Annotated in this window: 21 protein-coding genes; 15 read left to right on the top strand and 6 right to left on the bottom strand. The window is 72.4% G+C overall.

Translation table 11 applies throughout. The annotated features are described in order from the left end of the window. Window positions 1-48: 48 nt before the first annotated feature. Window positions 49-3,021 carry a BTAD domain-containing putative transcriptional regulator gene (locus tag ACWDEN_RS03415; protein ID WP_450856959.1) on the bottom strand — a complete coding sequence of 991 codons (2,973 nt, stop codon included), beginning with the start codon at window positions 3,019-3,021 and terminating at the stop codon, window positions 49-51. A 179-nt stretch (window positions 3,022-3,200) separates the two neighbouring features. Here ACWDEN_RS03415 and ACWDEN_RS03420 point away from each other — a divergent pair, with 179 nt between their 5' ends. The 6 genes from ACWDEN_RS03420 (at window position 3,201) to ACWDEN_RS03445 (ending at window position 10,537) form a co-directional block, all read left to right on the top strand. After that, window positions 3,201-4,424 carry an amidohydrolase family protein gene (locus ACWDEN_RS03420; RefSeq protein ID WP_450856961.1) on the top strand — a complete coding sequence of 408 codons (1,224 nt, stop codon included), beginning with the start codon at window positions 3,201-3,203 and terminating at the stop codon, window positions 4,422-4,424. Between the two features lie 5 nt (window positions 4,425-4,429). Then, complete coding sequence (locus tag ACWDEN_RS03425) at window positions 4,430-5,347, top strand: LLM class F420-dependent oxidoreductase (RefSeq protein WP_351611597.1); 918 nt, start codon at window positions 4,430-4,432, stop codon at window positions 5,345-5,347. A gap of 10 nt (window positions 5,348-5,357) precedes the next feature. Beyond that, window positions 5,358-6,128, top strand: coding sequence for an SDR family NAD(P)-dependent oxidoreductase (locus ACWDEN_RS03430; protein WP_351611498.1), 771 nt, complete (start codon window positions 5,358-5,360; stop codon window positions 6,126-6,128). Window positions 6,129-6,228: 100 nt separating this feature from the next. Continuing rightward, window positions 6,229-7,347, top strand: coding sequence for an LLM class flavin-dependent oxidoreductase (locus ACWDEN_RS03435; protein WP_351611500.1), 1,119 nt, complete (start codon window positions 6,229-6,231; stop codon window positions 7,345-7,347). 14 nt (window positions 7,348-7,361) lie between these two features. Next, the gene (locus ACWDEN_RS03440) at window positions 7,362-9,092 is read left to right on the top strand and encodes an N-acyl-D-amino-acid deacylase family protein (protein WP_450856964.1); all 1,731 of its coding nucleotides are present in this window, start codon (window positions 7,362-7,364) and stop codon (window positions 9,090-9,092) included. Further along, window positions 9,089-10,537, top strand: coding sequence for an aldehyde dehydrogenase family protein (locus tag ACWDEN_RS03445; protein ID WP_450856966.1), 1,449 nt, complete (start codon window positions 9,089-9,091; stop codon window positions 10,535-10,537). Before ACWDEN_RS03440 ends, ACWDEN_RS03445 begins: the two co-directional genes overlap by 4 nt. A 16-nt stretch (window positions 10,538-10,553) precedes the next feature. On the opposite strand, the gene ACWDEN_RS03450 is transcribed toward ACWDEN_RS03445, so the two are convergent. Then, window positions 10,554-10,949: a nitroreductase/quinone reductase family protein gene (locus ACWDEN_RS03450; protein WP_351611509.1), complete on the bottom strand. Its 396-nt coding sequence runs from the start codon at window positions 10,947-10,949 to the stop codon at window positions 10,554-10,556. A gap of 108 nt (window positions 10,950-11,057) precedes the next feature. On the opposite strand from ACWDEN_RS03450, the gene ACWDEN_RS03455 reads away from it, so the two are divergent. From ACWDEN_RS03455 to ACWDEN_RS03465, 3 genes are all read left to right on the top strand, one after another. Further along, window positions 11,058-11,459, top strand: coding sequence for a hypothetical protein (locus tag ACWDEN_RS03455; protein WP_450856968.1), 402 nt, complete (start codon window positions 11,058-11,060; stop codon window positions 11,457-11,459). 10 nt (window positions 11,460-11,469) lie between these two features. Continuing rightward, complete coding sequence (locus ACWDEN_RS03460; protein ID WP_450856970.1) at window positions 11,470-13,116, top strand: peptidoglycan-binding protein; 1,647 nt, start codon at window positions 11,470-11,472, stop codon at window positions 13,114-13,116. 61 nt (window positions 13,117-13,177) lie between these two features. Further along, window positions 13,178-13,573, top strand: coding sequence for a hypothetical protein (locus ACWDEN_RS03465; protein ID WP_351611516.1), 396 nt, complete (start codon window positions 13,178-13,180; stop codon window positions 13,571-13,573). Here ACWDEN_RS03465 and ACWDEN_RS03470 read toward each other — a convergent pair. Both ACWDEN_RS03470 and ACWDEN_RS03475 read right to left on the bottom strand, forming a co-directional pair. After that, window positions 13,570-14,883, bottom strand: coding sequence for a carotenoid oxygenase family protein (locus ACWDEN_RS03470; RefSeq protein WP_450856972.1), 1,314 nt, complete (start codon window positions 14,881-14,883; stop codon window positions 13,570-13,572). The two genes, ACWDEN_RS03465 and ACWDEN_RS03470, sit on opposite strands and share 4 nt — an antisense overlap. After that, complete coding sequence (locus tag ACWDEN_RS03475; RefSeq protein WP_450856974.1) at window positions 14,880-15,449, bottom strand: hypothetical protein; 570 nt, start codon at window positions 15,447-15,449, stop codon at window positions 14,880-14,882. Before ACWDEN_RS03475 ends, ACWDEN_RS03470 begins: the two co-directional genes overlap by 4 nt. A 94-nt stretch (window positions 15,450-15,543) precedes the next feature. Here ACWDEN_RS03475 and ACWDEN_RS03480 point away from each other — a divergent pair, with 94 nt between their 5' ends. Beyond that, window positions 15,544-16,080, top strand: coding sequence for a PadR family transcriptional regulator (locus ACWDEN_RS03480; RefSeq protein WP_351611524.1), 537 nt, complete (start codon window positions 15,544-15,546; stop codon window positions 16,078-16,080). Here the strand turns inward: ACWDEN_RS03480 and ACWDEN_RS03485 are convergent. Beyond that, complete coding sequence (locus ACWDEN_RS03485) at window positions 16,049-17,566, bottom strand: CehA/McbA family metallohydrolase (protein WP_450856977.1); 1,518 nt, start codon at window positions 17,564-17,566, stop codon at window positions 16,049-16,051. The genes ACWDEN_RS03480 and ACWDEN_RS03485 overlap by 32 nt on opposite strands. A 153-nt stretch (window positions 17,567-17,719) precedes the next feature. On the opposite strand from ACWDEN_RS03485, the gene ACWDEN_RS03490 reads away from it, so the two are divergent. From ACWDEN_RS03490 to ACWDEN_RS03500, 3 genes are all read left to right on the top strand, one after another. Beyond that, the gene (locus ACWDEN_RS03490) at window positions 17,720-18,565 is read left to right on the top strand and encodes an LLM class F420-dependent oxidoreductase (protein ID WP_450856979.1); all 846 of its coding nucleotides are present in this window, start codon (window positions 17,720-17,722) and stop codon (window positions 18,563-18,565) included. Between the two features lie 64 nt (window positions 18,566-18,629). Then, window positions 18,630-21,215 (top strand): bifunctional FO biosynthesis protein CofGH, encoded by a 2,586-nt coding sequence (locus ACWDEN_RS03495; protein WP_450856981.1) that lies wholly within the window; start codon window positions 18,630-18,632, stop codon window positions 21,213-21,215. Window positions 21,216-21,274: 59 nt separating this feature from the next. Continuing rightward, entirely contained in the window at window positions 21,275-21,841 is a 567-nt protein-coding gene (locus tag ACWDEN_RS03500) for a hypothetical protein (RefSeq protein ID WP_351611532.1), read from the top strand. Here the strand turns inward: ACWDEN_RS03500 and ACWDEN_RS03505 are convergent. Next, window positions 21,834-22,343: a DUF2165 domain-containing protein gene (locus ACWDEN_RS03505; protein WP_351611534.1), complete on the bottom strand. Its 510-nt coding sequence runs from the start codon at window positions 22,341-22,343 to the stop codon at window positions 21,834-21,836. The genes ACWDEN_RS03500 and ACWDEN_RS03505 overlap by 8 nt on opposite strands. Window positions 22,344-22,428: 85 nt before the next feature. Here ACWDEN_RS03505 and ACWDEN_RS03510 point away from each other — a divergent pair, with 85 nt between their 5' ends. Next, window positions 22,429-24,933 (top strand): tetratricopeptide repeat protein, encoded by a 2,505-nt coding sequence (locus tag ACWDEN_RS03510; protein WP_351611536.1) that lies wholly within the window; start codon window positions 22,429-22,431, stop codon window positions 24,931-24,933. 132 nt (window positions 24,934-25,065) lie between these two features. After that, window positions 25,066-26,181: an ADP-ribosylglycohydrolase family protein gene (locus ACWDEN_RS03515; protein ID WP_351611538.1), complete on the top strand. Its 1,116-nt coding sequence runs from the start codon at window positions 25,066-25,068 to the stop codon at window positions 26,179-26,181. The last annotated feature ends 50 nt before the right edge of the window (window positions 26,182-26,231 follow it).

Raw genomic sequence — 26,231 nt, forward strand, 5'->3', positions numbered from 1 at the left:
TGGCGATCTGCGATAAACAAACAATGAACGTGGTGTCCGGCGGAGCCGTCAGGCTGTCGCGGCAGGGTGCAGGAGGGCCTTCACCTGGTCTGCCTCGGAGGCGCCGAACTGCTCATGGATGACGAGGGCTTCACGCCAGCACGCGCGTGCCCGATCGCTCTGCCCCAGGTGGTTGAGCGCCTGCCCCAGCGTCGTCAGGACGTTGGCCCGCATCCAATCGCCTCCGATGACGCGAAGAGCAAGAGCTTGCTCCGCATGCCGCGCCGCCAGGGCGTATTGGCCGGACGCGAGGTATGCCTCGGAAATACGGAAGTTCGCGGTCCCTTCCCAAAGGCGCTGCCGATTGTCCTGGAACAGCCTCAGGGCTTCGTGGAGTTGCTCCAGTGCCTCGACGCCACGATCGGCGGCGCTGAGCGCGATTCCCAGAGCGAGCCGCGCGTTGGCCACACGGAGCGTCAACCCGAGCTGATCGTAGAGAGCCAGACCCTGCCTGGCCAGCTCGACAGCGCTATGGAGCCGTCCCAGCTTGACGTGAATCCGAGACAGATTGCACAGGGCACTGGCCTGTCCCGGCAGGTTTCCGTCGGCGCGGTAGTTGGCGATCGCCTCCTGAAGGTGCTTCTCCCCGTCGTCGTTCCGGCCCTGATAGAGGGCAATGATTCCGCGGTCGTTGGGGGCCCAGCAGCAAGGCGCCAGATCTCCCGAGGCCTGTGCCAGCAGGATGGCGAGGCGAGCTTCCTCGTCCGCCTGGCTGAACTTGTCCGAGATCATCAGAGCGTTGGTCAGCGCCGTGCGTGCCCGCCCCTCGGCTCGTTTGTCTCCTGCGTCCTGCGCCAGGTTTCGCAGAGCTACAGCAGTCGTCTCGTACTGGTGGGAGTTCGCACCTGATTCCGTCAGATCCTTGGCCACCCACAAGAGATCGACCGAGCGCCTCAGCATTCCCTGCCCGGCGCTCTGACGAACGCAGGCCAGCAGGCAGTCGCCCTCGGCGTGCAGCCAGTCGACGGCGGCCTTGGAGTCGGGAAAGGTCAGGCCTGGGTGATGCGTGGACTCCAGGTGATCCACCAGCCGGTCCCCCGGCCGCTCCATCGCGTAAACCTGCGCCGCCGTGGCCAGATAGAAGTCCAGCAACCGCGACATCGCAGCCTCCCGCTCGCTGGGCGGCTGTTCGTCCCTCTCCGCGCAGGCACGCGCGTAGAGCCGGACCAGGTCGTGGAAGCGGTAGCGGCCCGGTGCCGCCGACTCCAGCAGCGACGTGTCCACCAGGGCCTCCAGCAGGTCCTCCGTCGCCTCCACGGGCAGGTCGAGGACGGCGGCCGCGGCCGCCAGGGAGATGTCCGGGCCGTCGGCCAGGCCCAGCAGGCGGAACGCGCGGGCCTGGGCCGGCTCCAGCTGCCCGTAGCCCAGTTCGAAGGTGGCCTTCACCGCCAGGTCCCCGGCCTGCAGTTCGTCCAGGCGGCGGCGTTCGTCCGCGAGCTTCGCGGCGAGGACCGACACCGTCCAGGTCCTGCGCGCAGCCAACCGTGACGCCGCGATCCTGATCGCCAACGGCAGGAACCCGCACGCCGCCACCACGTCCAGCGCCGCCTCCCGTTCCGCCGCCACCCGCTCGCCGCCCACGATCTTCGTGAAGAGAGCGAGAGCCTCGTCGGGGGACATCACGTCCAGGTCCACCAGGTGGGCGCCCGCGAGGTCGACCATCCTCACCCGCGAGGTCACCAGGGCCGCGCAGCCCTCCGTGCCGGGCAGGAGCGGGCGTATCTGTGCCGCGTCCTTCGCGTTGTCCAGCAGCACCAGGACCCGGCGGCCGTCCAGGACCGAGCGGTAGAGCGCCGCCCGGTCGTCCAGGGAGTCCGGGATCGCCGAGTCCGCCGTGCCCAGGGCGCGCAGGAAGGAGCCGAGTACCGTCTCCGGTTCCGCCGGGCGGGGGCCCGCGCCCTGCAGGTCGACGTACAGCTGGCCGTCCGGGAAGGCGCCCCGCGCCCGGTGGGCCACGTGCACCGCCAGGGTCGTCTTGCCCACGCCGCCGATGCCGGCCAGTGCCGACACGGCCATCACCCGGTCCGCGGCGTCCGGGGACTCCGAGGCCGAGGACAGTACCTCGCTCAGTTCGGTCACGAAGGACGCGCGGCCCGTGAAGTCGGGAACCGAGGCCGGCAACTGCGCCGGGCGGACCGGGACCGCCGCGGGCTCCGCCGCCGGGGACGACGGTTCCGCCAGGGCCGGGTCCGCCTGCAGGATGCGTTGCTGCAGTTCCCGGAGGCCGGGGCGCGGGTCCACGCCCAGTTCCTCGGCCAGCAGGCGGCGGGTGTCGGCGTAGACGGCCAGGGCCTCCGCCTGGCGGCCGCTGCGGTACAGGGCCAGCATCAGCAGCTCGCGCAGCCGCTCGCGCAGGGGGTACGCGGCCGTCAGCGCGGTCAGCTCCGACACCGCCTCCGCGTGGCAGCCCTGTTCCAGGTCCATGTCCAGGCGGGATTCGAGGAGGCCCAGGCGCCACTCCTCCAGGCGGACCCGCTGGGTCTCGGCGTACGGGCCGGGGACGCCGGCCAGGACCTCGCCGTCCCAGCGGGCGAGGGCCTGGTTCAGCAGGTCCCGGGCCCGGCACAGGTCGCCGGCGGCCCGTGCCTTCTCCGCCTCCGCCGCCAGGTCCTGGGCGACGGCCAGGTCCAGGACGCCCTCGGCCGGCATCCGCACCGCGTAGCCGCCGGACTCGCTGACCAGCACCCCGGGGGGCAGGACCTTGCGCAGGCGGGAGGCGTAGGTACGCAGCGCCGCCAGCGCCTGCGACGGGGGCTCGGCGCCCCACAGCGCGTCGATCAGCTCCGCCGCCGTCGCCGTACGGCCCTCGCGCAGCAGCAGGGCGGCCAGCAGGGCGCGCTGCTGGGGCGAGCCCGTGCCGATCTGCTCCGCGCCGCGCCAGGCCCGCACCGGACCGAGCACGCCGAACCGCAGCGCCTCCGGCTCCGTGACGTTCACGGAGCCGGGACGCCGCTGCTCAGGCACTCGCGGCCCACCGTCCATGCGTTCGTCCCCCTCGGCATCACGAACAACCCCGTCAGTTTGCCTTGTTCCGGGCGGTTCCGTCAGCTGTGGGAGACGCCGATCACAGGCCGCTGCCTCGCAGCGCACAAACCCCTCACACCCTCTTTGCAAGCACCCGATAGCTGACGGACCGTCAGATCGGCGCTACCGTGAGGGCCATGGAGACCACACAGTTCCCGCTGATCATCTCCGTCGACGACCACACCGTCGAACCCGCCGGCGTCTGGCAGGACCGGCTGCCGAGGAAATACCTGGACGTCGGGCCCCGGATCGTGCGCGCCCCGCTGAAGGAGATGACCTTCCTGGGCGGGCGTTTCAAACCCGTCATGGGCGAACCCGGCAGTACCGACGGACCCCTCGGCGACTGGTGGGTCTACGAAGACCTGCGACGGCCCCTGACCCGGCTCGACACCGCCGTCGGGTACGACCGGGACGAGGTCAGGCTCGAGGTCATCACCTATGAGCAGATGCGGCCGGGGTCGTACGACGTGTCCGCGCGGCTCGCCGACATGGACGTCAACCACGTGCAGTCCGCCGTCTGCTTCCCCACCTTCCCGCGCTTCTGCGGGCAGACCTTCACCGAGGCCGCCGACAAAGAGCTCGCCCTGCTGTGCGTGCGCGCCTACAACGACTGGATGGTGGAGGAGTGGTGCGGGCCGAAGGCGCACGGGCGGCTGATACCGCTCACCCTCATACCCCTGTGGGACGCCGAGCTGGCCGCCGCGGAGGTACGGCGCAACGCGCACAGGGGTGTGCGGGCCGTCGCCTTCTCCGAGATACCCCCGCACCTCGGCCTGCCCTCCGTCCACACCGACGACTGGGATCCCTTCCTGGCCGCCTGCGACGAGACCGGCACCGTCGTGGCCATGCACATCGGCTCCAGCAGCCGTATGCCCTCCACCTCCGCCGACGCCCCGCCCGCCGTAGGCTCCACCATCACCTTCGCCAACTGCTGCTTCTCGATGGTGGACTGGCTGATGAGCGGCAAGTTCGAGCGGTTCCCGAACCTCAGGGTCATGTACGCCGAGGGGCAGATCGGGTGGATCCCATACATCCTCGAGCGCGCCGATGTCGTGTGGCAGGAGAACCGGGGGTGGGGCGGCATCGCCGACAAGGTCACCCGGCCGCCGTCCGAGACCTTCGCCGAGCACGTCCACGGCTGCTTCTTCGACGACACCTTCGGGCTCAGGAACCTGGACGCCATCGGGGTCGGCAACGTCCTGTACGAGACCGACTACCCGCACTCCGACTCCACCTGGCCCAAGTCCCGCGAGGTCGGTGAGGCCCAGATGGGGCACCTTCCGGCGGACGTGGTCGAGCGGATCGTGCGCGGCAACGCCATCGAGCTGCTGGGGCTCACCCCCGAAGGGCTCTGGCGGTGAGTGCCCTGGCGTACGGCGTCCAGCTGCCCGTGCAGGCGCAGAGCGCCCTGTTCGCGGAAGGCTGGGAGGCCGGGGCCGGGCCCGAGGACCTGGTGGCCGTCGCGCGGGCCGTGGACCGGGCCGGGTTCGACTACCTCGCCGCCTGCGACCACGTGGCGATCCCGCGCCGGCTCGCCCCCGCCATGAGCACGGTCTGGTACGACCCGGTCGCCACCCTCGCCCACCTCGCCGCCGTGACCGAGCGGGTACGGCTGCTCAGCCATGTGGCGGTCGTGGGGCTGCGGCACCCCCTGCTCACCGCCAAGCAGTACGCCACCCTCGACCACCTCTCCGGCGGCCGGCTGGTCCTCGGGGTCGGGGCCGGGCATGTGCGCGAGGAGTTCGAGGCGCTCGGGGCCGACTTCGAGCGGCGGGGGGCCGTGCTGGACGAGGTGATCGACGCGCTGCGGGCCGCCCTGGGAGCGGAGGAGTTCCCCGAGCACCACGGGAAGACCTACGACTTCGCCGGGCTCGGCCAGCGCCCCCGCCCGGCCCAGCCGCGGGTCCCCCTGTGGGTCGGCGGCTCCTCGCCCGCCGCCGTACGCCGGGCCGCGCTGAAGGGGGACGGCTGGCTGCCGCAGGGGGATCCGCGGGAGCGGCTGCCCGCGCAGATCGAACGGATCCGGCGCTTGCGCGCGCAGGCGGGCGCCGAGGGGCCGTTCACGGTCGGCGCGATCGCCGAGCCGCTGTACGTCGGGCGGGCCGGCTGGGACGTCGGAGGACGGACCCTCACCGGGGCGCCGGAGGAGATCGCCGAGTCGCTGCGGGCCTACCGGGCGATGGGCGTGGACCAGGTCCAGGTGCGGTTCCGCAGCCGGAGCCGGGCCGAACTCATCGAGCAGATCGGGCTGTTCGGGGCGGAGGTCGCACCCCGGCTGAACTGAGGAGGATGCCATGGGCAAGCTGGACGGACGGGTCGTCGTCATCACCGGGGCGGCACGCGGGCAGGGCGAGCAGGAGGCCCGGCTCTTCCGGGCGGAGGGGGCGCGGGTGGCCGTCGCCGATGTGCTGGACGAGCAGGGGGAGGCCCTGGCCAAGGAGATAGGCGCGCTGTACGTCCATCTCGATGTCGGCACCGAGGAGGGCTGGCGGGAGGCCGTCGCGGCGGTCAAGGAGGCGTACGGGCACATCGACGGGCTGGTGAACAACGCGGGGATCCTGCGCTTCAACGCGCTCGTGGACACCCCGCTGGACGAGTTCATGCAGGTCGTCCAGGTCAACCAGGTCGGCTGTTTCCTGGGCATGAAGGCGGTGGCGCCCGAGATGGCCGACGGCGCGACCATCGTCAACACCGCCTCCTACACGGCCCTGACCGGCATGGCGGCCGTCGGGACGTACGCCGCCACCAAGCACGCCGTGCTGGGGCTGACCCGGGTGGCCGCGCTGGAGCTGGCGGGCCGGGGCATCCGGGTCAACGCGATCTGTCCGGGCGCCATCGACACCCCGATGTCCAACCCGGCGCGGCTCGACCCGGACGCCGACCCGGAGGAGATGAGCCGGGCCCTGGACGAGCTGTACCGGGGGCTCGTGCCGCTCGGGCGGGTCGGGCAGCCGGAGGAGGTGGCGCGGCTGGCGCTGTTTCTCACCTCGGCGGACTCGTCGTACATCACCGGGCAGCCGTTCGTGATCGACGGCGGGTGGCTGGCGGGGGTCTCCGTGATCTGACTGCCCGTCAGCTATTGACGGTCACGACGGCCGATGCGACAGTCGGCCGACAGGATATCTGACGGAGCGTCACAAGAGAGACTGAGGACGGTGAACGGCCTTGGAATTCGGGCTCTTTGTACAGGGATACGTGGGCAAGCGCGCCGAGACCGACCCGCTGGCCGAGCACAAGGCGCTGATGGAGGAGACCGAGTACGTCATCCAGGCGGACAAGTCCGGCTTCAAGTACGCCTGGGCCTCCGAGCACCACTTCCTGGAGGAGTACTCGCACCTGTCCGCCAACGACGTCTTCCTCGGGTATCTCGCGCACGCGACCGAGCGGATCCACCTCGGGTCCGGGATCTTCAACCCCCTGGCCCAGGTCAACCACCCCGTGAAGGTCGCCGAGAAGGTCGCCATGCTGGACCACCTCAGCGAGGGGCGCTTCGAGTTCGGCAGCGGACGGGGCGCCGGCAGCCACGAGATCCTCGGGTTCATACCGGGTGTGACCGACATGAACCACACCAAGGAGATCTGGGAGGAGACCATCGCCGAGTTCCCGAAGATGTGGCTCCAGGACGAGTACGCCGGCTTCCAGGGCAAGCACTGGCAGCTGCCGCCGCGCAAGGTCCTGCCGAAGCCGTACGGGAAGTCGCACCCGGCGATGTGGTACGCGGCCGGGTCGCCGCCGTCGTACGCCATGGCCGCGAAGAAGGGGCTCGGCGTGCTCGGCTTCAGCATCCAGAAGGTCTCCGACATGGAGTGGGTGCTCGAGCAGTACAAGACGGCGGTCGTGAACGCGGAGCCCGTGGGGGACTTCGTCAACGACAACGTGATGGTCACCACCACCGCGATCTGCGCGCCCACACACGCCGAGGCCATCGAGATCGCGGTGAACGGCGGGCTGCACTACCTTCCGTCGCTCGTCTTCCGGTACCACGACACCTTCCCGCGCCCCGAGGGCTTCCCGGTGTGGCCGGAGACGCTGCCCCGGTACACGCCGGAGTTCGTGGAGCTGCTCGTGGAGGAGGAGCTGCTCATCTGCGGTGACCCCGACGAGGTGCTGCGCCAGTGCAAGCGGTGGGAGCAGGCGGGCGCCGACCAGCTGAGCTTCGGGCTGCCGGTGGGGGTGCCGAAGGAGGAGACGCTGCAGACGATCCGGCTGATCGGGGAGCACGTGATCCCCAAGATCGACACGGATCCGGTGCACCGGACGTCCAGGTTCCGTCAGGCCGTCTGAGGGGGGTTCCGGACATGCTGGACCATCTGATCAAGGGCGCCACCGTCGTGGACGGCACCGGCGCCCCCGCCCGCACCGCGGACGTCGGCATACGCGGCGGCCGTGTCGCCGCCGTCGGCGAGATCACCGAAGAGGCCCGTACGGCCGAGGACGCCTCCGGCCTGATCCTCACCCCCGGCTTCGTCGACCCCCACACCCACTACGACGCCCAGCTCTTCTGGGACCCGTACGCCACTCCCTCCCTCAACCACGGAGTGACGACGGTCGCCGCCGGGAACTGCGGGTTCACCCTCGCGCCGCTCAACCCGGCCCGTCCCGAGGACGCCGACTACACGCGCCGGATGATGTCCAAGGTGGAGGGGATGTCCCTGGTGGCCCTGGAGGAGGGGGCGCCCTGGGGCTGGCACTCCTTCGGGGAGTACCTGGACGCGCTCGACGGGCGGATCGCCGTCAACGCGGGCTTCATGGTGGGGCACTGCGCGGTGCGGCGGTATGTCATGGGGCCGCAGGCCGTCGGGGGACAGCCGAGCGAGGAGCAGCTCGCGGCGATGCTGAGGCTGCTGCACGAGGCCATGGACGCCGGGGCCTGGGGGCTGTCCACCACCCAGTCCGGTACCCACTCCGACGGCGACGGGCAGCCGGTCGCGTCCCGGCATGCGCGGCCGGCGGAGCTGCTGGCGCTGTCGAGGGCCGTCGGCGAGCACGAGGGCACGCAGATCGAGGCGATCGTCGCCGGCTGCCTGGACCAGTTCGGCGACGACGAGATCGACCTGCTCGTGGAGATGAGCGCGGTCGCCGGGAGGCCGCTCAACTGGAACGTGCTCACCATCGACGCCGCCGTACCGGAACGGGTGCCGCGGCAGCTGAGCGCGAGCGAGCGGGCCCGGAAGGCGGGCGGGCGGGTGGTGGCGCTCACCATGCCGATCCTCACCCCGATGAACATGTCGCTCGGCACCTTCTGCGCGCTCAACCTCATCCCGGGGTGGGGTCCGGTCCTCGGGCTGCCGGTGCCCGAGCGGATCGCCAGGCTCCAGGACCCCGGCGTCCGGGCGGAGCTGCTGCGGCGGGCCCGGTCGAAGGAGGCGGGCGTCTTCCGGCGGCTGGCGAACTTCGGGCGGTACGTCATCGGGGACACCTACAGCGAGGCCAACCGGGGGCTCACGGGACGGGTCGTACGGGACATCGCCGAGGAGCGGGGGCAGGACCCGTTCGCCTGCCTGGTGGACATCTGCGCCAACGACCGGCTGCGTACGGTGCTGTGGCCGATGCCGACCGACAACGACCCGGCGTCCTGGGCGCTGCGCGCCGAGACCTGGCAGCACGAGGACGTGCTGCTCGGCGGGTCCGACGCGGGCGCGCATCTGGACCGGATGTGCGGGGCGCCGTACACCACCCGGTTCCTCGGGGACTGTCTGCGCGGCCGGAAGCTGCTCGGGCTGGAGCAGGCGGTGAAGATGCTGACCGACGACCCGGCGCGGCTGTTCGGGCTGCGGGAGCGGGGACAGGTGCGCGAGGGCTGGCACGCGGACCTCGTCCTCTTCGACCCGGAGCGCATCGACGCCGGCCAGGCCCGGCTGGTGCACGACCTGCCGGGTGACAGTCCTCGCCTGGACTCGAGGGCGATCGGCGTGCGGGCCGTGTGGGTCAACGGGGTGGCGGCGATCCGGGACGACGTGGTGACCGGGGCCGTACCGGGCAAGGTGCTGCGGTCGGGGACCGACACGCGGACGGTGAGTACGAGGTGACGGGGCAGCCGCTGTTCGTCGGCGGGGAGTGGGTGGCGCCGGACGGCGGGCACTACCCGGTGACCGACCCGGCCACCGAGGAGACCGTCGGCTGGGCACCGGAGGCCTCGCCGGAGCAGGTGCGGGCGGCCTGCGCGGCGGCGCGGGAGGCGTTCGGGGCGTGGTCGCGGACCCGGCCGGAGGAGCGGGCGGCGGTGCTGGGCCGGGCGGCCGACATCATCCGTGACCGGACGGGGCCGTACACCGAGCTGGCCCGCGCGGAGACCGGCGCGACCACGGGGACCGCCCGGGCGATGCAGGTCGGGGTGGCCGCCGCCCGGTTCCGGCGGTACGCGCGCGTGGAGCCCGCCGAGTGGCCGATCACACCGCAGATCAACGAGGCCGGGCCGATGGGGAAGGCCGGGGTGGTGGGCGCGCTGGCGGTACGGCAGCCCGTCGGGGTCGTCACCTGCATCACCTCCTACAACAACCCCTGGGCCAACCCGGCCGGCAAGGTCGCGCCGGCGCTGGCCATGGGCAACACGGTGGTCGTGAAGCCCGCCCCGCAGGATCCGCTGTCCGTCTACCGGATGGCCGAGGCTCTTCAGGCGGCCGGGGCGCCACCGGGGGTGGTGAACGTCGTCTCCGGGCGTCGCACGGAAGTGGGTGAGGCCGCTGTCGCGTCCCCCGACGTCGACATGGTCAGCTTCACCGGGTCCACGGCCGTCGGCCGGCGGATCGCGGAGGTGTGCGGCCGGGACATGAAACGCCAGTTGATGGAGCTGGGCGGCAAGGGCGCGGCGGTCGTGTTCGACGACGCCGACCTCGGCTCGGCCGTCGCCGGCATCGGCACCACCTTCTCCTTCTACAGCGGGCAGATCTGCACGGCACCGACCCGGGTGCTGGCCCAGCGCGGGGTGCACGACCGCCTTGTCGAGCACCTCGCGGGGTACGCCCGCGGGGTGAAGGTCGGGGATCCACGGGAGGCGGACACGGTCGTCGGCCCGGTGATCTCGGCGGAGCACCGGGCGCGGGTCGAGTCGTACGTCGAACTCGGCCGCAAGGAGGGCGCGTCGGTGGTCGTGGGCGGCGAACGGCCCGCGCTCGACCGGGGTTTCTACGTGGCGCCGGCCCTCCTCGCCGACTGCGCCACCGACATGCGGGTGGCCCGGGAGGAGATCTTCGGGCCGGTGGTCGCGGTGATCCCCTTCGACGAGGAGGACGAGGCGGTCGCGCTCGCCAACGACTCCGAGTACGGGCTCATCGACTACGTCTGGTCCGGCGACGTGGCCCGGGCGTTCCGGGTGGCCCGGCAGCTGCGGGCCGGCGGGGTCGGCATCAACACCGTCGGCCGCAACATGGAGGCCCCGTTCGGCGGCTTCAAGAAGAGCGGGGTGGGCCGCGACGTCGGCTCCTACGCGCTGCACGCGTACAGCGAGGTGCAGGCGATCGTGTGGCCGGGGTGAGCGGGACCGGCAGCGCTCAGTCCTCCAGGTCCACCCGGACCGTCAGCAGGTCGGTCCCGAACGCCCGTACCGCCGCGCTGTTGAAGCGGGGCAGGGAGCGCAGGCGGGCCACCGGGTCGTCGTCGGGGAGGAGACGGGCGGTGCCGCGGTGCCAGCGGCCGCCGATGCGGACGCGAACCCGCGGGTCGGCCTGGATGTTGCGCACGTACTGCGACCTGGTGCCGAACTCGGAGACCAGCCAGAAGGACCCGCCGACCCTGCGCCCGCCGACCGGCGTCCGCCGGGGCAGGCCGGAGACGCGGCCGGTGGTCTCCAGGAGGACCTGGAACGGCAGCCGCCGGTTCAGCGGGTTGGCGAGATACCGCTGAAAGCCGGTCACGAGGCGGTGCTTGAGGTCGGTGCGGGCTGACATCTGTCTGCTCTCTCCCGGTGTCTCGCGTGGATGCCGTGTCCGCACCGTGCGCGGCGCGTGAGGCGCCCAGGATCGTACGAAGGGCGCGTGTTAGCCTCCCCCGCGGTCATGTTCGAGCGCAAACGGGGGAGCGTGATGGGCGCGTCGTCGGACGGCTACACGGTCAGGCACGGCATGTCCGGGCAGGCGAAGGAACTCGACGGCGCGGGCGACGACGCGGGCCGCGTACACCAGGCGATCGTCACCGACGAGTGCTACGGCCAGGACGCCCTGGGCGGCGCCGAGTCGGCGGCGGCGTTCAACGCGTTCGCCGCGGCCTGGCTGGAGGACGCGGCCACGCTGCAGTCGGCGCTGCACGAACTCGCGGGCAAGGTACGGCTCGCCAAGGGCGCGTACCAGGGATCCGACCACACGGCGGCGACGCGGACCGAGGCCGTGACCGTCGGCGGCGACGGCATCACCGGCATGCCGGCGCACGGCGGGCGTCCGTCGGCCCTGACGCAGTACTGAGGGCCGGCCGATGGGAATCTTCGACGACCTGAACCCGCTGACCCCCTTCGCTGCCCTGAACACCCCGTCCGGCCGCCGTTCCTGGCTGGCCGGCCTGTGCACGAGCATCCCCAGGGCCACGGACAGGAACGATCTGCTGGACCTGATCGACAACGCTCTCCTCACCTCGGCGCCGGCCGGCGACACCGCGACGCTGGAGTCGCTCGGCACGCGCTACCGCGGACAGGTCGACAAGGCCGGTGAGCTGCACGACCGGGTGAACAGGGTGGCCCGCAAGGGTCTGCCGGAGGTCTGGGTCGGCCACACCAGCGTCCTCGCCTCCGACGCGGTGGCCGGCGCCGCCCGCGCCGCGACCAGGATGTCGGAGGCGTTCCAGGGCGGCGCGAAGGCGCTGCACGCGCTGGCCGACGCGCTCGGCACCGCGCAGACGCAGGACGCCGACGGCCGTGCCCTGCTGCGGCAGGCCAAGGAGCGGCTCGGCCCGAGGGACAGCTTCTTCGACGTCGGCAGGGCGATCGAGACCGCCCAGGAAAAGGCGGAGGAGAAGGCGGCCCTGGAGGCGGGCCGGAGCCTCGCCACCGGCGGGGTCGAGCTGATGCACAAGGGCGCCGTCACCGCGGACGACGCCGTGCGCGCCGCCACCCGTGACCTGAACAAGTGGGCGGCCGAGGCCCGCGCCGGGAAGATGCACAGCGGTCAGCTCTCCGCGGTGGACCGGATGATGCTCGCCGACGCCAGCGGCAAGGACGGTGCGCCGGACTACAACGAGATCCTCACCGCGGGCGAACTGGAACGCTCCGGCCGGGCCATGGACCAGCTCTCGCCGGCCGACCGGGCCCGGATGGACCGGCTCCTGGCGGACGCGAAGACCCCGCAGGAGAAGGCGTACCTGATGAAGGCCCTCGCCGCGGGGCACGGCGTCGACGACATCCAGACCTTCGACGGCAAGATCCACGACAAGGACCCGGCCTGGCTGCAGCGGCATCTGACGCCGATCGTCACCCAGGTGGACAGCCTCAGGGACGAGGGAACGGACCCCGGCAACGGCGCCAACGTCAACACCGCCGTGCAGAGTTTCGACGGCCAGAAGTGGATGCAGGGCGGCGACGGCCGGGACAACACCTGTGTCGCCTCGTCCACGGTCACCGCCCGCGCCCTGGTCGACCCCGTCTACGCCCTTTCGCTCACCGGTGGGCCCAGCGGGCAGGAGGACGACCCCACCGCCTTCCGGAACCGCCTGGTGGCCGAACAGCACCGGGTGCATCTGGAGGGGCACGGCGGTGCCCATTGGAACGGTATGCACGCGGAGGGCAACAACGAGGTCGCCGACAAGGAGATCAGCCCGGAGACCGGCAGTTCGTACCAGACGCACTTCATCCAGGACCCCGCTGCCCGGCGCAATGTCCTGCCCGAGATCGAGAAGGCGGTGGCGGACGGCAAGCCGGTGCCCATCGCCGTCGGGGGAACCGACGCGACGGGCAGGTACTACGGGCACGCCCTGATGGTCGTCGGCCAGCAGGGCGACAAGTTGGAGATCTACAACCCGTACGGCACGACCACCTGGGTGAGCGAGGACGACTTCGTCAACGGCGGCATGGCGAAGGCCAGCAACAGCTGGACCCCGGACGCGGTCGAAGTCCACCTGCCCCAGGACTGAGAACCCCCCCCAGGACCGATAACACCCAGGACCGAGAACACCGCGAACCGCCATGACTCCCATGCCCCCAGCCCCCGAGAACCGCACCGACGACGAGGTCCTGGCCGCCACCGACGTCACCGTGCTGCTCCGTTACGGACTGACCCAGGAGGCCTTCCGCACCGCCCTGTTCGGCGACGGTGCCATCGCGGCCGCGGTCACCCTGGACCGGCTCGGCGTACTGCCGCGCTCGCTGGTGTTCGTCGCCGAGATCGTCCGGTCCGGCGGTCTGGCGTACGCGGCCGGGCTGCCCGAGCCGCTGCCGTCCCCGGAACCGGCCGCGATCCTGCGGGACTGGCTGACCGGGGCGGCGCAGACCGCCACCACCCCCGAGGCCGAGACCCGCGCCGCCCGCTGGCTGAAGGCGGTGGCCGAGATCATCGCCATGCGCCGGGCCACGCGCGACGGCACCGCCTAGGCATCGCTGTCCGCGAGCCAGTTGCCGTGGAAGCCGAACGGCACCCGCGCCGGCAGGTGGATCGTGGCGACCGGGGGCGCGGTGAGGTCGTCGGCGTCCAGGACGGCCAGGTCACTGCGGTCGGTGGCGGCGTCGTACACGTACGTCATGAGCCAGCCGGGGCCGCCGGGCCTGTCGTCGGCGGGGGCGAAGGCGGCCTCGCCGGGGGTGCGGCCGGGCCCGAAGTCGTGCGCGGTGACGGCGCCGGAGGCCAGGTCGTAGCGGACCAGGGAGGTGCCGCTGGTCATGTGCCCGTGTCCGGCGGCGAGTCCGGTGAGCCGGTCGTCGACGCGCGGGAACTCGCCGGGCCGGTCGTCGCACTGCTCCTCACGGACCGTGCCGGCCGCCGGGTCGATGGTCCACTTCCACAGCACGGCAGGCTCCTCCCGCGTGCCGCCGCCCGCGTCGCGCCGCCACATCTCCGGGTAGCGCATCACGTGCAGCACGATGGTGCCGTCCGGCGCGTCGTGGGCGTTGAGGGTGTGGAAGACGTAGCAGGGATCGACGGCGAACCAGCGGACCCGGCCGCAGGGGTCGTCGCGGCGCAGCACGCCGAGCCGGGCGCCGTACCCGTCGTCCCAGCTGTACGGCATCGTGCCGCCGGCCAGGGCGAGTTCGACGTCGAAGACGACGGGCAGGTCCATGAAGACGACGTGCCCGGCGGTGAGCGCGAAGTCGTGCAGCATGGTCGGCCCGGGTACCTCGACCGGCCTGCTGAGCTCCAGCCCGCCGGTGGCGTCGGCCCGGTGGTAGGTGAGGTGGGTGGGCTCCAGCATGCCGTAGCCGAAGAAGTGGAGTTCGCCGGTGGCCGGGCAGGTCTTCGGGTGGGCCGTCATCGCGGTGGTGAGGCGGCCGTCGAAGTCGTAGGGACCCTTGGTGTCCAGGTCGCGGGTCAGCTCGTGGGGCAGGGCGGTCTCGACCAGGGCCAGGGTGCGGCCCGCGTGCCGGACGACGTGGGTGTTGGCCGGTCCCGCGGTGAGGTCGCGGCGGCCCCGGTCGTCGTACAGCCGTGCCCCGTCGGTCAGTCGGCCGGTGCGGACCCAGCGGTTGCGGTAGGAGACGGCCCGCCCGCCCTCCAGGCGCACCCCGTGGACCATGCCGTCGCCGAAGAACCAGTGCCCGGAGGCGGCGTCGGCCGGGTTCGGGCCGTTGCGCAGGTACCAGCCGCACAGCTCGGGCGGGATCGTGCCGGTCACCGGCAGGTCGTGGGCGGTGAGTTCCTCGGTGACCGGGGCGTAGTTGCCGGACAGGTGCTTCGGGGCGGCGTTCACCGGGCCACCCGCCCGGCGGCCTGGGCCTTCGCCTGGACACGGGCGACATAGCGGACGGTGAAGAGCATCGGGACGGCGAAGCCGGCGATCTGGACGACGGTCGCGGGCGTCGAGTGGGCGCTGCCGGAGTGAGCCAGCACCGCGAGGGCGACGGCGGTCAGGACGAAGGCGGCGGTCCACACGGACGTGATGACCACGTTGACCCGGATGAAGGGCTTCAGGTCCCAGAACTCGCGCGGGGTGGTGCGCTTGGCGATGCCCAGGGTGAAGGGCCGGCCGACGGCCAGCGAGAGGCCGGCGATGACGGCGAGGGTGCCGGAGGAGAGGGCGGCGGAGTAGGCGTGCACACCCGAGTGCGGGTCGGCGAAGGCGAGGGCCGCGAGGACCGCGAAGAAGACCGCCGAGCCGGCCTCGATGACGAGGGCGTCGAAGCCGGCACCGGCCCGCCTCTGCTGGGCGATGATCCCGACGGCCACCACCAGGGCGGCCGACGCGCCCCACTGCCAGTCACCCGAGGGGATGACGGCGAAGACGATCCACGGCAGGAACGTGCGCAGGTAGGACATGGGATTCCCCCGCTCAGTGTGTGTCCCAGTCTTGACATGTCAAAAGTAGAAGGTCGGCTCGCGACATGTCAACAGTGGAATGTAGGATGCGGGCATGAGTCTCAGACACGCCCTGCTCGGCCTGCTGTCGGACCGTCGCGCCAGCGGGTACGACCTGCTGAAGACGTTCGAGACCTCGCTGGCCAACGTCTGGCCGGCGACCCAGAGCCAGATCTACACCGAGCTGACCAAGCTGGCGGGCTCCGGGCTGATCGCGGTGGCCGCCGAAGGCCCGCGCGGCCGCAAGGAGTACGAGATCACCGACGAGGGCATGGCGGAGCTGCGCCACTGGCTGACCGAGGTCCCGCCCCAGCCGGTCATCCGCAGCGACGTCCTGCTGCGCGTCTTCTTCCTCGGTGTGCTCACTCCCGAGCAGGCCCGCGCCTATCTGACCGACCTGACCGACATGTCCCGGGCCGGACACGAACAGCTGCGGCAGCTCGCCGACTCCATCGACTGGGACGAGGGCAACCTCTCGGTCTACGGCCGCATCGCGCTGGAGTACGGTCTGCGCTTCAACGCGATGCGGCGCGAGTGGGCCGAGTGGGCGGCCGAGCAGCTCAGGCAGCCCCGAGGAAGACCGGGTTCGTGAAGGCGGCCAGGGCGCCCGGCACCGGTCCCGCCGCCGCCTCGTGCCGCAGCTCGGCGCGCACGTACGCGGCGTAGGCGGGCGTCGTACGCCACTCGGCCGCGCCCGAGCCGGAGACCGGCAGCGGATCGCTGGTGAACAGCACACCCTGGTCGGTGACGAAACGGATCGAGCAGCGCGGAGCGCCCGAGACCTCCAGCCGGACGGTCACGGGGGTGTCGGCGGCCACGTCCAGCCGCTCGCCGATGCCGGCCTGCTGTCCGCGCCCGCCCGTCACCGTGAAGGCGAGGGTCACGTTCTTCGACTCGGCCACGTAACTGCGTCCCGCGCGGATGCCTTCCTGGATCGCCTCCCGGGTCAGGTCGTCGGCGAGGACGACCGTCTGGGGACTGCCGACCACGTCCGGATCGCGGTGCGCGTCGCTGTTGCCCATGGCCGGGAGCCAGGGCCGTCCCTGCCGCACGGAGGCGACCAGCTGGTTGTCCCACTCGGCCAGCGTCACCTCGTCGTCCGGGGTGTAGGGGCCGTTCCACACCTCCACGGCGTCCGCCTCGCCGAAGCCGAACTTCCAGCCGCAGCCGACGCAGGTGGCGTGCGGGTGGGCGGGGACGACCAGGCCGCCGGCGCGGCGGATGTCCCGCGCGAAGCGGGCCCAGCGGTTGTCCCGGGCCCGGTAGCGCCAGTCCACGAACGTACCGGGCTCGGTGCCGAGCGCCACCACGTGGCCGTTCCGCGTGGTGACCTCCTCGCCGAGCATGATCAGCAGGTCGTCGCCGGCCTGGTCCGCCCAATGGGGGTGCGCGGAGTGGGTGTTGTGGTCCGAGGAGTTGATGAAGTCCAGGCCCGCGGCCCGCGCCAGGGCCGCGATCTCGGCCGGGGTGCGGCGGCCGTCGGAGTACCAGGAGTGCAGATGGCAGTCGCCCCGGTACCAGTCCCGGCCCCGTCCCTTCGCCCGGGCGGGCGGATACACCGGCCGCGGGGTCTCGCCCGCCTCGCCGTAGGTCAGCGTGATCGTCAGCTCGTACGTCAGCCCCTGCGGCGCCACCGTGTAGGGGCCCAGCGCGACGTACCAGGTGCCCTCCCGCACCGGGCCGGGGATGTACCCGGGAGTCGCGTCGTCGGCCCGGACGAAGAACTCCGTGCGCGCCCCGCCCGACCAGCCCCGGAAGCCCCGGCCGCCCAGCTCGGTGCCGTGCCGGTCGAACAGGCCGATGTCGAGTGCGTTGCCCGTGGTGCCGGCCGGGACCGAGGGCCTGTCGTAGGTGTAGGAGACCTTGATCTCCCGTACGCCGGCGGGGACTTCGACCGGTACGTACACGAAGTCGGGGGAGCCGGGCGGCAGGGTGCCGCGAACCGACCGGGTCTCCTGCTGCTGACCGTCCGCCGCTGCGAAGCTCACGCTTCCCAACGTAAGGGCAGCGGCGGCGCCCGTCACGAACAGCGCGCGTCTGCCGATGCCATGAGCCTGACCGTGCGTGTCTTCAGCCATGGCGGTCAGTCTCCCGCGCGCGCGTGAACACGCGTGAAAGAGCGGGCGATTGGCGTCCGACAGGTGTCATGCACGCGACTTCACGGCCATCGGCGCGGACTGTGCCGACCAGTCGGTATGGACAGTGCGGGCCCGGCCCGGTACAGATGGGCCATGCGTATCGCCGTCACCATCTTCCTCACCGACGAGACCATCGCGCCGGTACGGCTCGCCCGCGAACTGGAACACCGCGGTTACGCCGGCCTCTACCTCCCCGAACACACCCACATCCCGGTCGAGCGGGCCACCCCGTACCCGGCCGGCGGCGACCTGCCCCGCGAGTACGGCCGTACCCTCGACCCCTTCGTCGCCCTGGGCCAGGCCGCGGCCGTCACCGAGCGCCTCGGCCTCGGCACCGGCATCACCCTGCCCGCCCAGCACGACCCCATCGCCCTGGCCAAGCAGATCGCCACCCTGGACCACCTGTCCGGCGGCCGCTTCACTTTCGGCCTCGGCTACGGCTGGAACGTGGAGGAGGCCGCCGACCACGGCGTGGAGTGGCGCACGCGCCGGGAGCTGGTCCGGGACCGGGTGCGGCTGATGCAGGCGCTGTGGGCCGGGGAACCGACCGCCTACGAGGGCGAGTTCGCCGCCGTACGGGCCAGCCACGCGTACCCCAAACCCGCGCAGAAGCCGCGTGGCCCGGTGACCGGCCCTCGCACGCTCCTCGGCGGGACGGCCGGGCCGAAGCTGTTCGCGCACATCGCCGAGTACGCCGACGGCTGGCTGCCGATCGGCGGCCGGGGCCTCACCGAGTCCCTGCCGGTGCTGCGCACGCTGTGGGCGGACGCGGGCCGCGACCCGGCCGCCCTCCAGGTCGTCCCGTACGCGGTCCAGCCGACCCCGGGCAAGCTGGCCCATTACGCGGAGCTGGGCATCGAGGAGGTCGTACTGCAGTTGCCCCCGGCGGGGGAGGCGGAGGTGCTGGGGGTGCTCGACGAGTACGGAAGCTTTCTGTAGGGCGAATTTCCTGCGGACCGGGCGGAGCCCCTTGCTCTGATCACCCCGAACGTATCCTCGAGGGATGACGACTTCCGCGACCTCCGGAACCGGACCGACCGAGAACTCCATGCGTCGCGCCCTCAAACGCGCCCGGGACGGCGTCGCCCTCGACGTGGCCGAGGCGGCGGTGCTGCTCCAGGCCCGCGGCGAGGCCCTGACCGACCTCGCCGCGTCCGCTGCCCGGGTGCGTGACGCCGGTCTCGAACAGGCGGGCCGCCCCGGCGTCATCACGTACTCGAAGAGCGTCTTCATCCCCCTCACCCGGCTGTGCCGGGACAAGTGCCACTACTGCACGTTCGTCACCGTCCCCGGCAAGCTGCGCCGGGCCGGCCACGGAATGTTCATGTCCCCGGACGAGGTGCTGGACATCGCCCGCAAGGGCGCTGCCCTCGGCTGCAAGGAAGCCCTGATCACCCTCGGCGACAAGCCGGAGGACCGGTGGCCCGAGGCGCGCGAGTGGCTCGACGCGCACGGCTACGACGACACCATCGCCTACGTCCGCGCCGTCTCCATCCGGATCCTGGAGGAGACGGGCCTGCTGCCCCACCTCAACCCCGGCGTGATGACGTGGACGGACTTCCAGCGGCTCAAGCCCGTCGCCCCCTCCATGGGCATGATGCTGGAGACGACCGCGACCCGGCTGTGGTCCGAGCCCGGCGGCCCGCACCACGGCTCCCCGGACAAGGAACCGGCGGTACGGCTGCGGGTGCTGGAGGACGCCGGCCGTTCCTCCGTTCCCTTCACCTCGGGCCTGCTCATCGGCATCGGGGAGACGTACGAGGAGCGGGCCGAGTCCCTCTTCGCCCTCCGCAAGGTCTCCCGGGCCTACCACGGCATCCAGGAGCTGATCATCCAGAACTTCCGCGCGAAGCCGGACACGGCGATGCGCGGCATGCCGGACGCCGAACTGGACGAGCTGGTCGCCACGGTGGCCGTGGCCCGCCACATCATGGGCCCCTCCGGCTGCCTCCAGGCCCCGCCGAACCTGGTGGACTGCGAGTACGAGCGGCTGATCGGCGCCGGCATCGACGACTGGGGCGGGGTGTCGCCCCTGACCATCGACCACGTCAACCCCGAACGGCCCTGGCCGCAGATCGAGGAGCTGGCCGAGAGGTCGGCCGCCGCGGGCTTCGAGCTCCGCGAACGCCTCTGTGTCTACCCGGAGTTCGTGCTCCGCGGCGAGCCCTGGCTGGACCCCCGGCTGCGCCCGCACGTGAGCGCGCTGGCCGACCCGGAGACCGGCCTGGCCCGCCCGGACGCGACCGTCGAGGGCCACGCGTGGCAGGAGCCGGAGGAGGCCTTCGTCCCGGCCGGCCGTACGGACCTGCACCGCACGATCGACACCGAGGGCCGCACCGCCGACCGGCGCGACGACTTCGACGAGGTGTACGGCGACTGGGAGGCGCTGCGCGAGGCGGCCGCCTCGGGCATGGCGCCGGAGCGCATCGACACGGACGTACGGCAGGCGCTGGCGACCGCGGCCGACGACCCGACCCGCCTGACCGACGCCGAGGCCCTGGCCCTGCTGCACGCGGACGGCCCGGCGCTGGACGCGCTGTGCCGGGTGGCCGACGACGTGCGCAGGTCCGCGGTCGGCGACGACGTCACGTACATCGTCACCCGCAACATCAACTTCACCAACGTCTGCTACACCGGCTGCCGCTTCTGCGCCTTCGCCCAGCGCCGCACGGACGCCGACGCGTACACCCTGTCGCTGGAGCAGGTCGCCGACCGCGCCCAGCAGGCCTGGGACGTGGGCGCGGTCGAGGTGTGCATGCAGGGCGGCATCCACCCGGACCTGCCGGGCACGGCGTACTTCGACATCGCGAAGGCGGTCAAGGAACGCGTTCCCGGCATGCACGTCCACGCCTTCTCGCCGATGGAGGTGGTGAACGGCGCGACCAGGACGGGCATGTCGATCCGCGAGTGGCTGACCGCCGCCAGGGAGTCCGGCCTGGACACCATCCCCGGCACGGCGGCGGAGATCCTGGACGACGAGGTCCGCTGGGTGCTGACCAAGGGCAAGCTGCCCACGGCCACCTGGATCGAGGTGGTGAAAACGGCCCACGAGCTGGGCATCCGCTCCTCCTCCACGATGATGTACGGCCATGTCGACCAGCCCCGCCACTGGCTGGGCCATCTGCGCACGCTGGCCGCCCTGCAGCGGGAGACGGGCGGATTCACGGAGTTCGTCACCCTCCCCTTCATCCACACGAACGCGCCGGTGTACCTCGCGGGCATCGCGCGCCCGGGCCCTTCCACACGGGACAACCGCGCGGTGACGGCGATGGCCCGGCTCCTCCTCCACCCTTGGATTCCGAACATCCAGACAAGCTGGGTGAAACTGGGCACGGAGGGCGCGGCGGAGATGCTCCGCTCGGGAGCCAACGACCTGGGCGGCACCCTCATGGAGGAGACGATCTCCCGCATGGCGGGCTCGTCGTACGGCTCGTACAAGTCGGTCCGCGACCTGGTCGCCGTGGCCGAGGCGGCCGGCCGCCCGGCGAAACCGCGCACCACGCTCTACGGCGAGGTGCCTCAGGAACGGCAGCGGGCGGCGGAGGCCTCCGACGGCCACCTGCCCGAGCTGCTGCCCGTCCTGGACTGAGTACGATGATCCGACCCCCGACCTGAGGCGGGGCCCCGTAGCGGAGGAGATGCGTACCCGTGGCTGCCCGACTGCCCTCCTGGGCCTGGGTCACCGGCCTGACGGCAGGCGCGACCGCGGCCGTCGTCGCCCTCGCCGTACAGGCGGACCACGGGCCGCGTCCCGCGGCCGCCGTGGCGGCCGGGCCGAGCCCGTCCGTCTCGGCGAGCGCCCACGGCTCGGCCGCACCGCACTCCCCGGGGGCGCCCGCGCTGCCGGACGCGTCGGGCGAGGGCCGCCGGATCGTGTACTCGCTCGGCGAGAAGCGGGTGTGGCTGGTCGACGCGACGGGCAAGGCGACCCGGACGTTCACGGTGTGGCCGGGCACGGTGAGCCCGCAGCCCGGCCGCTACTCGATCACCCTGCGCGGGCAGCCCCTCAAGGGCTCGGACGGCGTGGAGATCGAGCACGTCATGTACTTCACCAAGGTGGAGGGCGTGAACATAGCCTTCTCCAACGCGCTGGACGGCTCCTCGCCGCCCCCGGCGGACGGCAAGAAGCTGGGCGGCATCCGTATGCACAAGGAGGACGGCGCCGCCCTGTGGTCCTTCGGCGATCAGGGCACCAGGGTGGCCGTCGTCAAATAGTGTCTTCCCGGCGGGCGGGCAGCTGGTTGACGATCAGGGCGACCCCGGCGAGCAGGAAGATACGGGTCGCGGCCTCCAGCCCGTTCCAGGTCTTGGACTGCCACATCGAGAACCACTCACCCCCGATCGCGATGAACCCGGCGCCGAAGAGCAGCAGCAGCATCAGCAGCCCGTAGGTGGACCAGCGCCGTGCGAGGTCGTCGTCCTTCCGCCGGGCCCAGAGGTAGGTGCCCCGGATCAGGACCAGGGCGGCCACCGTCTCCCACGCGATGATCAGGACGTAGGCGGTGTCCTGAAGCCCGGTGCCGGTGATCGCCCGCCACATCAGGTCCTTGTCGTGGAAGGTCGTGTCCATCGCCAGCACATGCCGGACGAACTGCTGGTTCGTCCCGAAGTCGGTGATGTTCCCGAGGGCGACCAGGGCGATGTAGAGGGCAAGTATTCCGGTGAGCACACCGGCGGCGAGCGCGAGGCCGGTGTGACGCGTGGGGGTGGTGGTCATGGCTGAATTCTCTCCTGCCCGGGGCCCGGTTATCGCGTGGTCATTGCGCCAGAATGAGAGGCCGGGTTGCGGGAGGGGCTGACGGATGGCGCAGGCACGGCCGTCGATGCAGGAGCTGATCGGGCGGCGCAGACGGGCGGGGTTCGTCGGACGCAGCGATGAACGGGCGGCTTTCCGCGCGAACTTGGACGTACCCCCCGAGGACGAACGCCACCGCTTCCTCTTCCACGTCCACGGCAACGCGGGCGTCGGAAAGACCTTCCTGATCAGGGAGTTGGAGCAGATCGCGCGGGAACGCGGGGCGCTGACGGCGTACGTCGACGAGAGCGTCGGGAGCGTGCCGGAGGCGATGGCGGCGATCGGCGACCAGCTCGGCCGGCAGGGCCACCGGTGCAAGGAGCTGGAGCGGCTGCTGGCCGCCTACCGGGAGCGGCGGCACGAGGCCGAGGCCGCCGCCCTCGCCCTCGACCCGGAGGCGGCGCCGCATCCGTCGGCCGGTTCGCTGGCCGTGGCGCGGGCCGGTCTCGTCGGGCTCGGCATGGCGCCGGGCGTCGGACCGTTCGCCGGCGCGCTGGACGCGGCCCAACTCGCCCAGAGCGCCGACCGGTTGCGGGCAGGGCTGAGCGCGCGGTTCCGTAACCAGGAGGACGTGCGCCTGGTGCTGTCGCCGGAGCGGGTCCTGACCCCGGCGCTGCTGGGCGAGCTCGCGGCCGCCGCCTCCGCCGCACCGTGGATCGTCCTGCTCTTCGACACCTACGAGCGCACGGGCGCGTTCCTGGACGGCTGGCTGCACGAGATCATGACGACGGACCGGTACGGCACCCTGCCGGCCAACGTCGTCCTGGTGACCGCGGGACAGCTCCCGCTCACCCCGGCGCGCTGGGCCGGATTCGCGGACTTCGTCGCGGACGTGCGGCTCGGTCCGTTCACGGAGGCTGAGGCACGCGGACTCCTCGCGGACAAGGGCGTCCGGGACGAGCCGGTCGTCGCCGAGGTGCTGCGGCTGACCGGGGGCCTGCCGGTGCTCGTCTCCACCCTGGCCGAGACCCGGCCCGCCGACCCTCGGGACGTGGGCGATCCCAGCGCAACGGCCGTGGAGCGGTTCCTGAAGTGGGAGCAGGATCCGGTGCGCCGGGCCACCGCACTGGCCTGCGCGCTGCCGCGGACGCTGGACGCGGATGTGTTCCGGGCCGTGGTCGAGTGCCCGGAGGAGGAGTTCGACGGGCTGTACGCCTGGCTGCAGGACATGCCGTTCGTCAGCGGGCGCGGGGACCGGATGCGGTACCACGACCTCGTGCGGGCGCCGATGCTGCGGCTCCAGCGCCGGCAGTCGCCGCGGAGCTGGACCGAGCGGCACCGGCGGCTCGCGCGGACCTTCGCACGGTGGCGCGCGGAGACCGAATCCGCCCTGGAACCGGGCGAGTTCTGGAAGGAGGAGGACTGGCGGGAGCTGCGCCTGGCCGAGTCCTACCACTCGCTCTGCGCGGCTCCCCGCGCCGCGCTGCCCGCCGTGCTGGCGGACCTCGTCACCGCCTGCGACCACGGGGACGACGTGCTGTGGCGCTGGGTGCGGCTGCTGGTGGAGGCATCCGAAGACACCGGTGACACAGGTGCCACGGGCACGCGGAACCTGGCGGGCTGGTCAGGCGCGCTGGCGGAGGCGTTCGCGGCGGACGCGGAGGCCGGGGTGGCCGGTCTGCTGCTGGACCGGGCGCGGGGCGAGGAGCCATGGCGGGCGACGGCGTACGCGGTGCGGGGCGACGCCCTGGCGCGCCGCGGCGACCAGCAGGGCGCGCTGGACGCGTACGACCGTGCCCTCGCCCTCGACCCCTCCCTGGTGCGGGCCCTGCGGGGCAAGGTCCTGGCGCGCAGCTCGCTCGGCGACTACCGGGGGGCCCTGGAGGACCTGCGCCGGGTGCTGGAGCTGGAGCCGGACAACCCGTACAACATGTTCCTGCGCGGGGAGCACCTGCGGATCCTGGGCCGGTACGAGGAGGCGGTGGCCGACCTCGACCAGGGGATCCGGCTCGACCCCGGCCAGGCCTTCGCCTGGGCCTCCCGGGGCGCCGCCCGCCTGGCCCTCGGCGAGCTGGACGACGCGCACGCCGACCTGAACCGGGCGCTCGATCTCAACGCCGACTACGCGTGGGCCCTCGCCCGCCGGGCCCGTCTCTGGCGCGCACGCCGGGACCGCACCCGGCAGCTCGCCGACCTGGACCGGGCGCTCGCCCTCCAGCCGGACTGGGCCTGGGGCCGCTGTGAACGCGGTGACGCGCTGCGGGTGGCCGGCCGGGACGAGGAGGCTCTCGTCGACTACGACCGCGCGCTCGCCCTGGACCCGGACTACGCCTCGGCGTACGCGAGCCGAGGCGCCTCGTACGCCAACCTCGGCCGCCTCCAGGAGGCCCTCGCCGACCTCGACCGCGCCCTGTCGCTCAACCCGGTCTACGTCTGGGCGCTGCAACGCCGGGCGGAGGTGCACCGCGGACTCGGCGCGGATGCCCTGGCCGAGGCGGACGAGTCCCACGCCGCCCACCTCTCCCTCCCCACGCCCCCACCACCGCGCCACCACCCCTCCTCGGTCAACTGACGTGCCCCCTGTCACGTCCGTAGCTGAGAGGGAATGACCACTGGGGGGCGATTTGCCCCCCTGAACGGACCATTCCCCGTCGATTACAGTGCTGAGCGTCGTACGGACGGACGGTGCCGTGGGGAGGTCTGGATGAGTGCGACATCCGGCGCCGTCTGGGGCCGAGCCGAGCAGCAGGACTACCGCAGCAGGGTGCGCGGCACCCTGCTGGGCGTCGCCGTGGGCGACGCGCTCGGCGGGCCCGCCGACCCGCTGTCCCTGGAGGAGATCCGGGCCGCGTACGGCCCCGAGGGGCTGCTCGACCTGGCCTTCGGGCAGGGGCGGCGCGGCACGGTCACCCATCACACCCAGCTCACCCTGTTCAGCGTGGACGGGCTGATAAGGGCCCAGGTGCGCCGCGACACCGGCGCCTGGCACCCGCCGACCGATCTGCACCGGGCGTACCGGCGCTGGGCGGCCACCCAGCGGGACTGGGGGCCGGACGAGCGCCGCAAGGACGACGGCTGGCTGGCCCGGGAGGAGTGGCTGTACGCCCGCCGGGAGCCGACCCGGGCCCTCCTCGTCGGGTTCGGCGACGACGTCATGGGCACGCTGGAGGCACCGAAGAACCCCGATGAGCTGGGGCCGGAGGCGGTGGCCCGGTCCGCGCCCTTCGGGCTGCTGGTCGGCTGGGAGCCGCAGCTCGTCGCGCAGCTGACGGTGGAGTGCGCCGCCCAGAGCCACGGACATCCCCTCGCCTACCTGTCGGCGGGCGCGTACGCCGTGATCGTGCATGGGCTGGCCCGGGGCGAGAGCCTGGACGGCGCCGTGCAGCGGGCCCTCGCCCTGCTCGCCGCCCGGCCCGGCCACCAGCCCGTCTCGGACGCCCTGCAGCATGCCCTCGGGGCGGTACGGCAGGGGATGCCGAGCCCGACGCGGGTGGAGGAACTGGCCGGCGACGGTACGGCGGACGGGCTGCTGGCCGCGTCGGTGTACTGCGCGCTGGTGGGGGAGGACGTCCGGCACGGGCTGTGCCTGGCGGTGAACCAGAGCGGGCCCTCGGCCGCGGCGGGCGCGCTCACCGGCGGCCTCCTGGGCGCCCTCCACGGCGAAACGGCCCTCCCCCCGGCCTGGCTGGCGGAGCTGGAGGGCCGCCCGACGGTGCTGGAACTCGCCGACGACTTCGCGATGGAGATGACCCAGGGCCCGGCACTGCACGGCCCGGCGGGGTCCTCACCGGGGTGGCTGGTCCGCTATCCGCGGGCCTGACCTCGGACCCCGCGCGCGACGGGTGGCCGGTCGGGATGTCTCCCCGGTGG

Source organism: Streptomyces sp. NPDC001153, assembly GCF_053598315.1.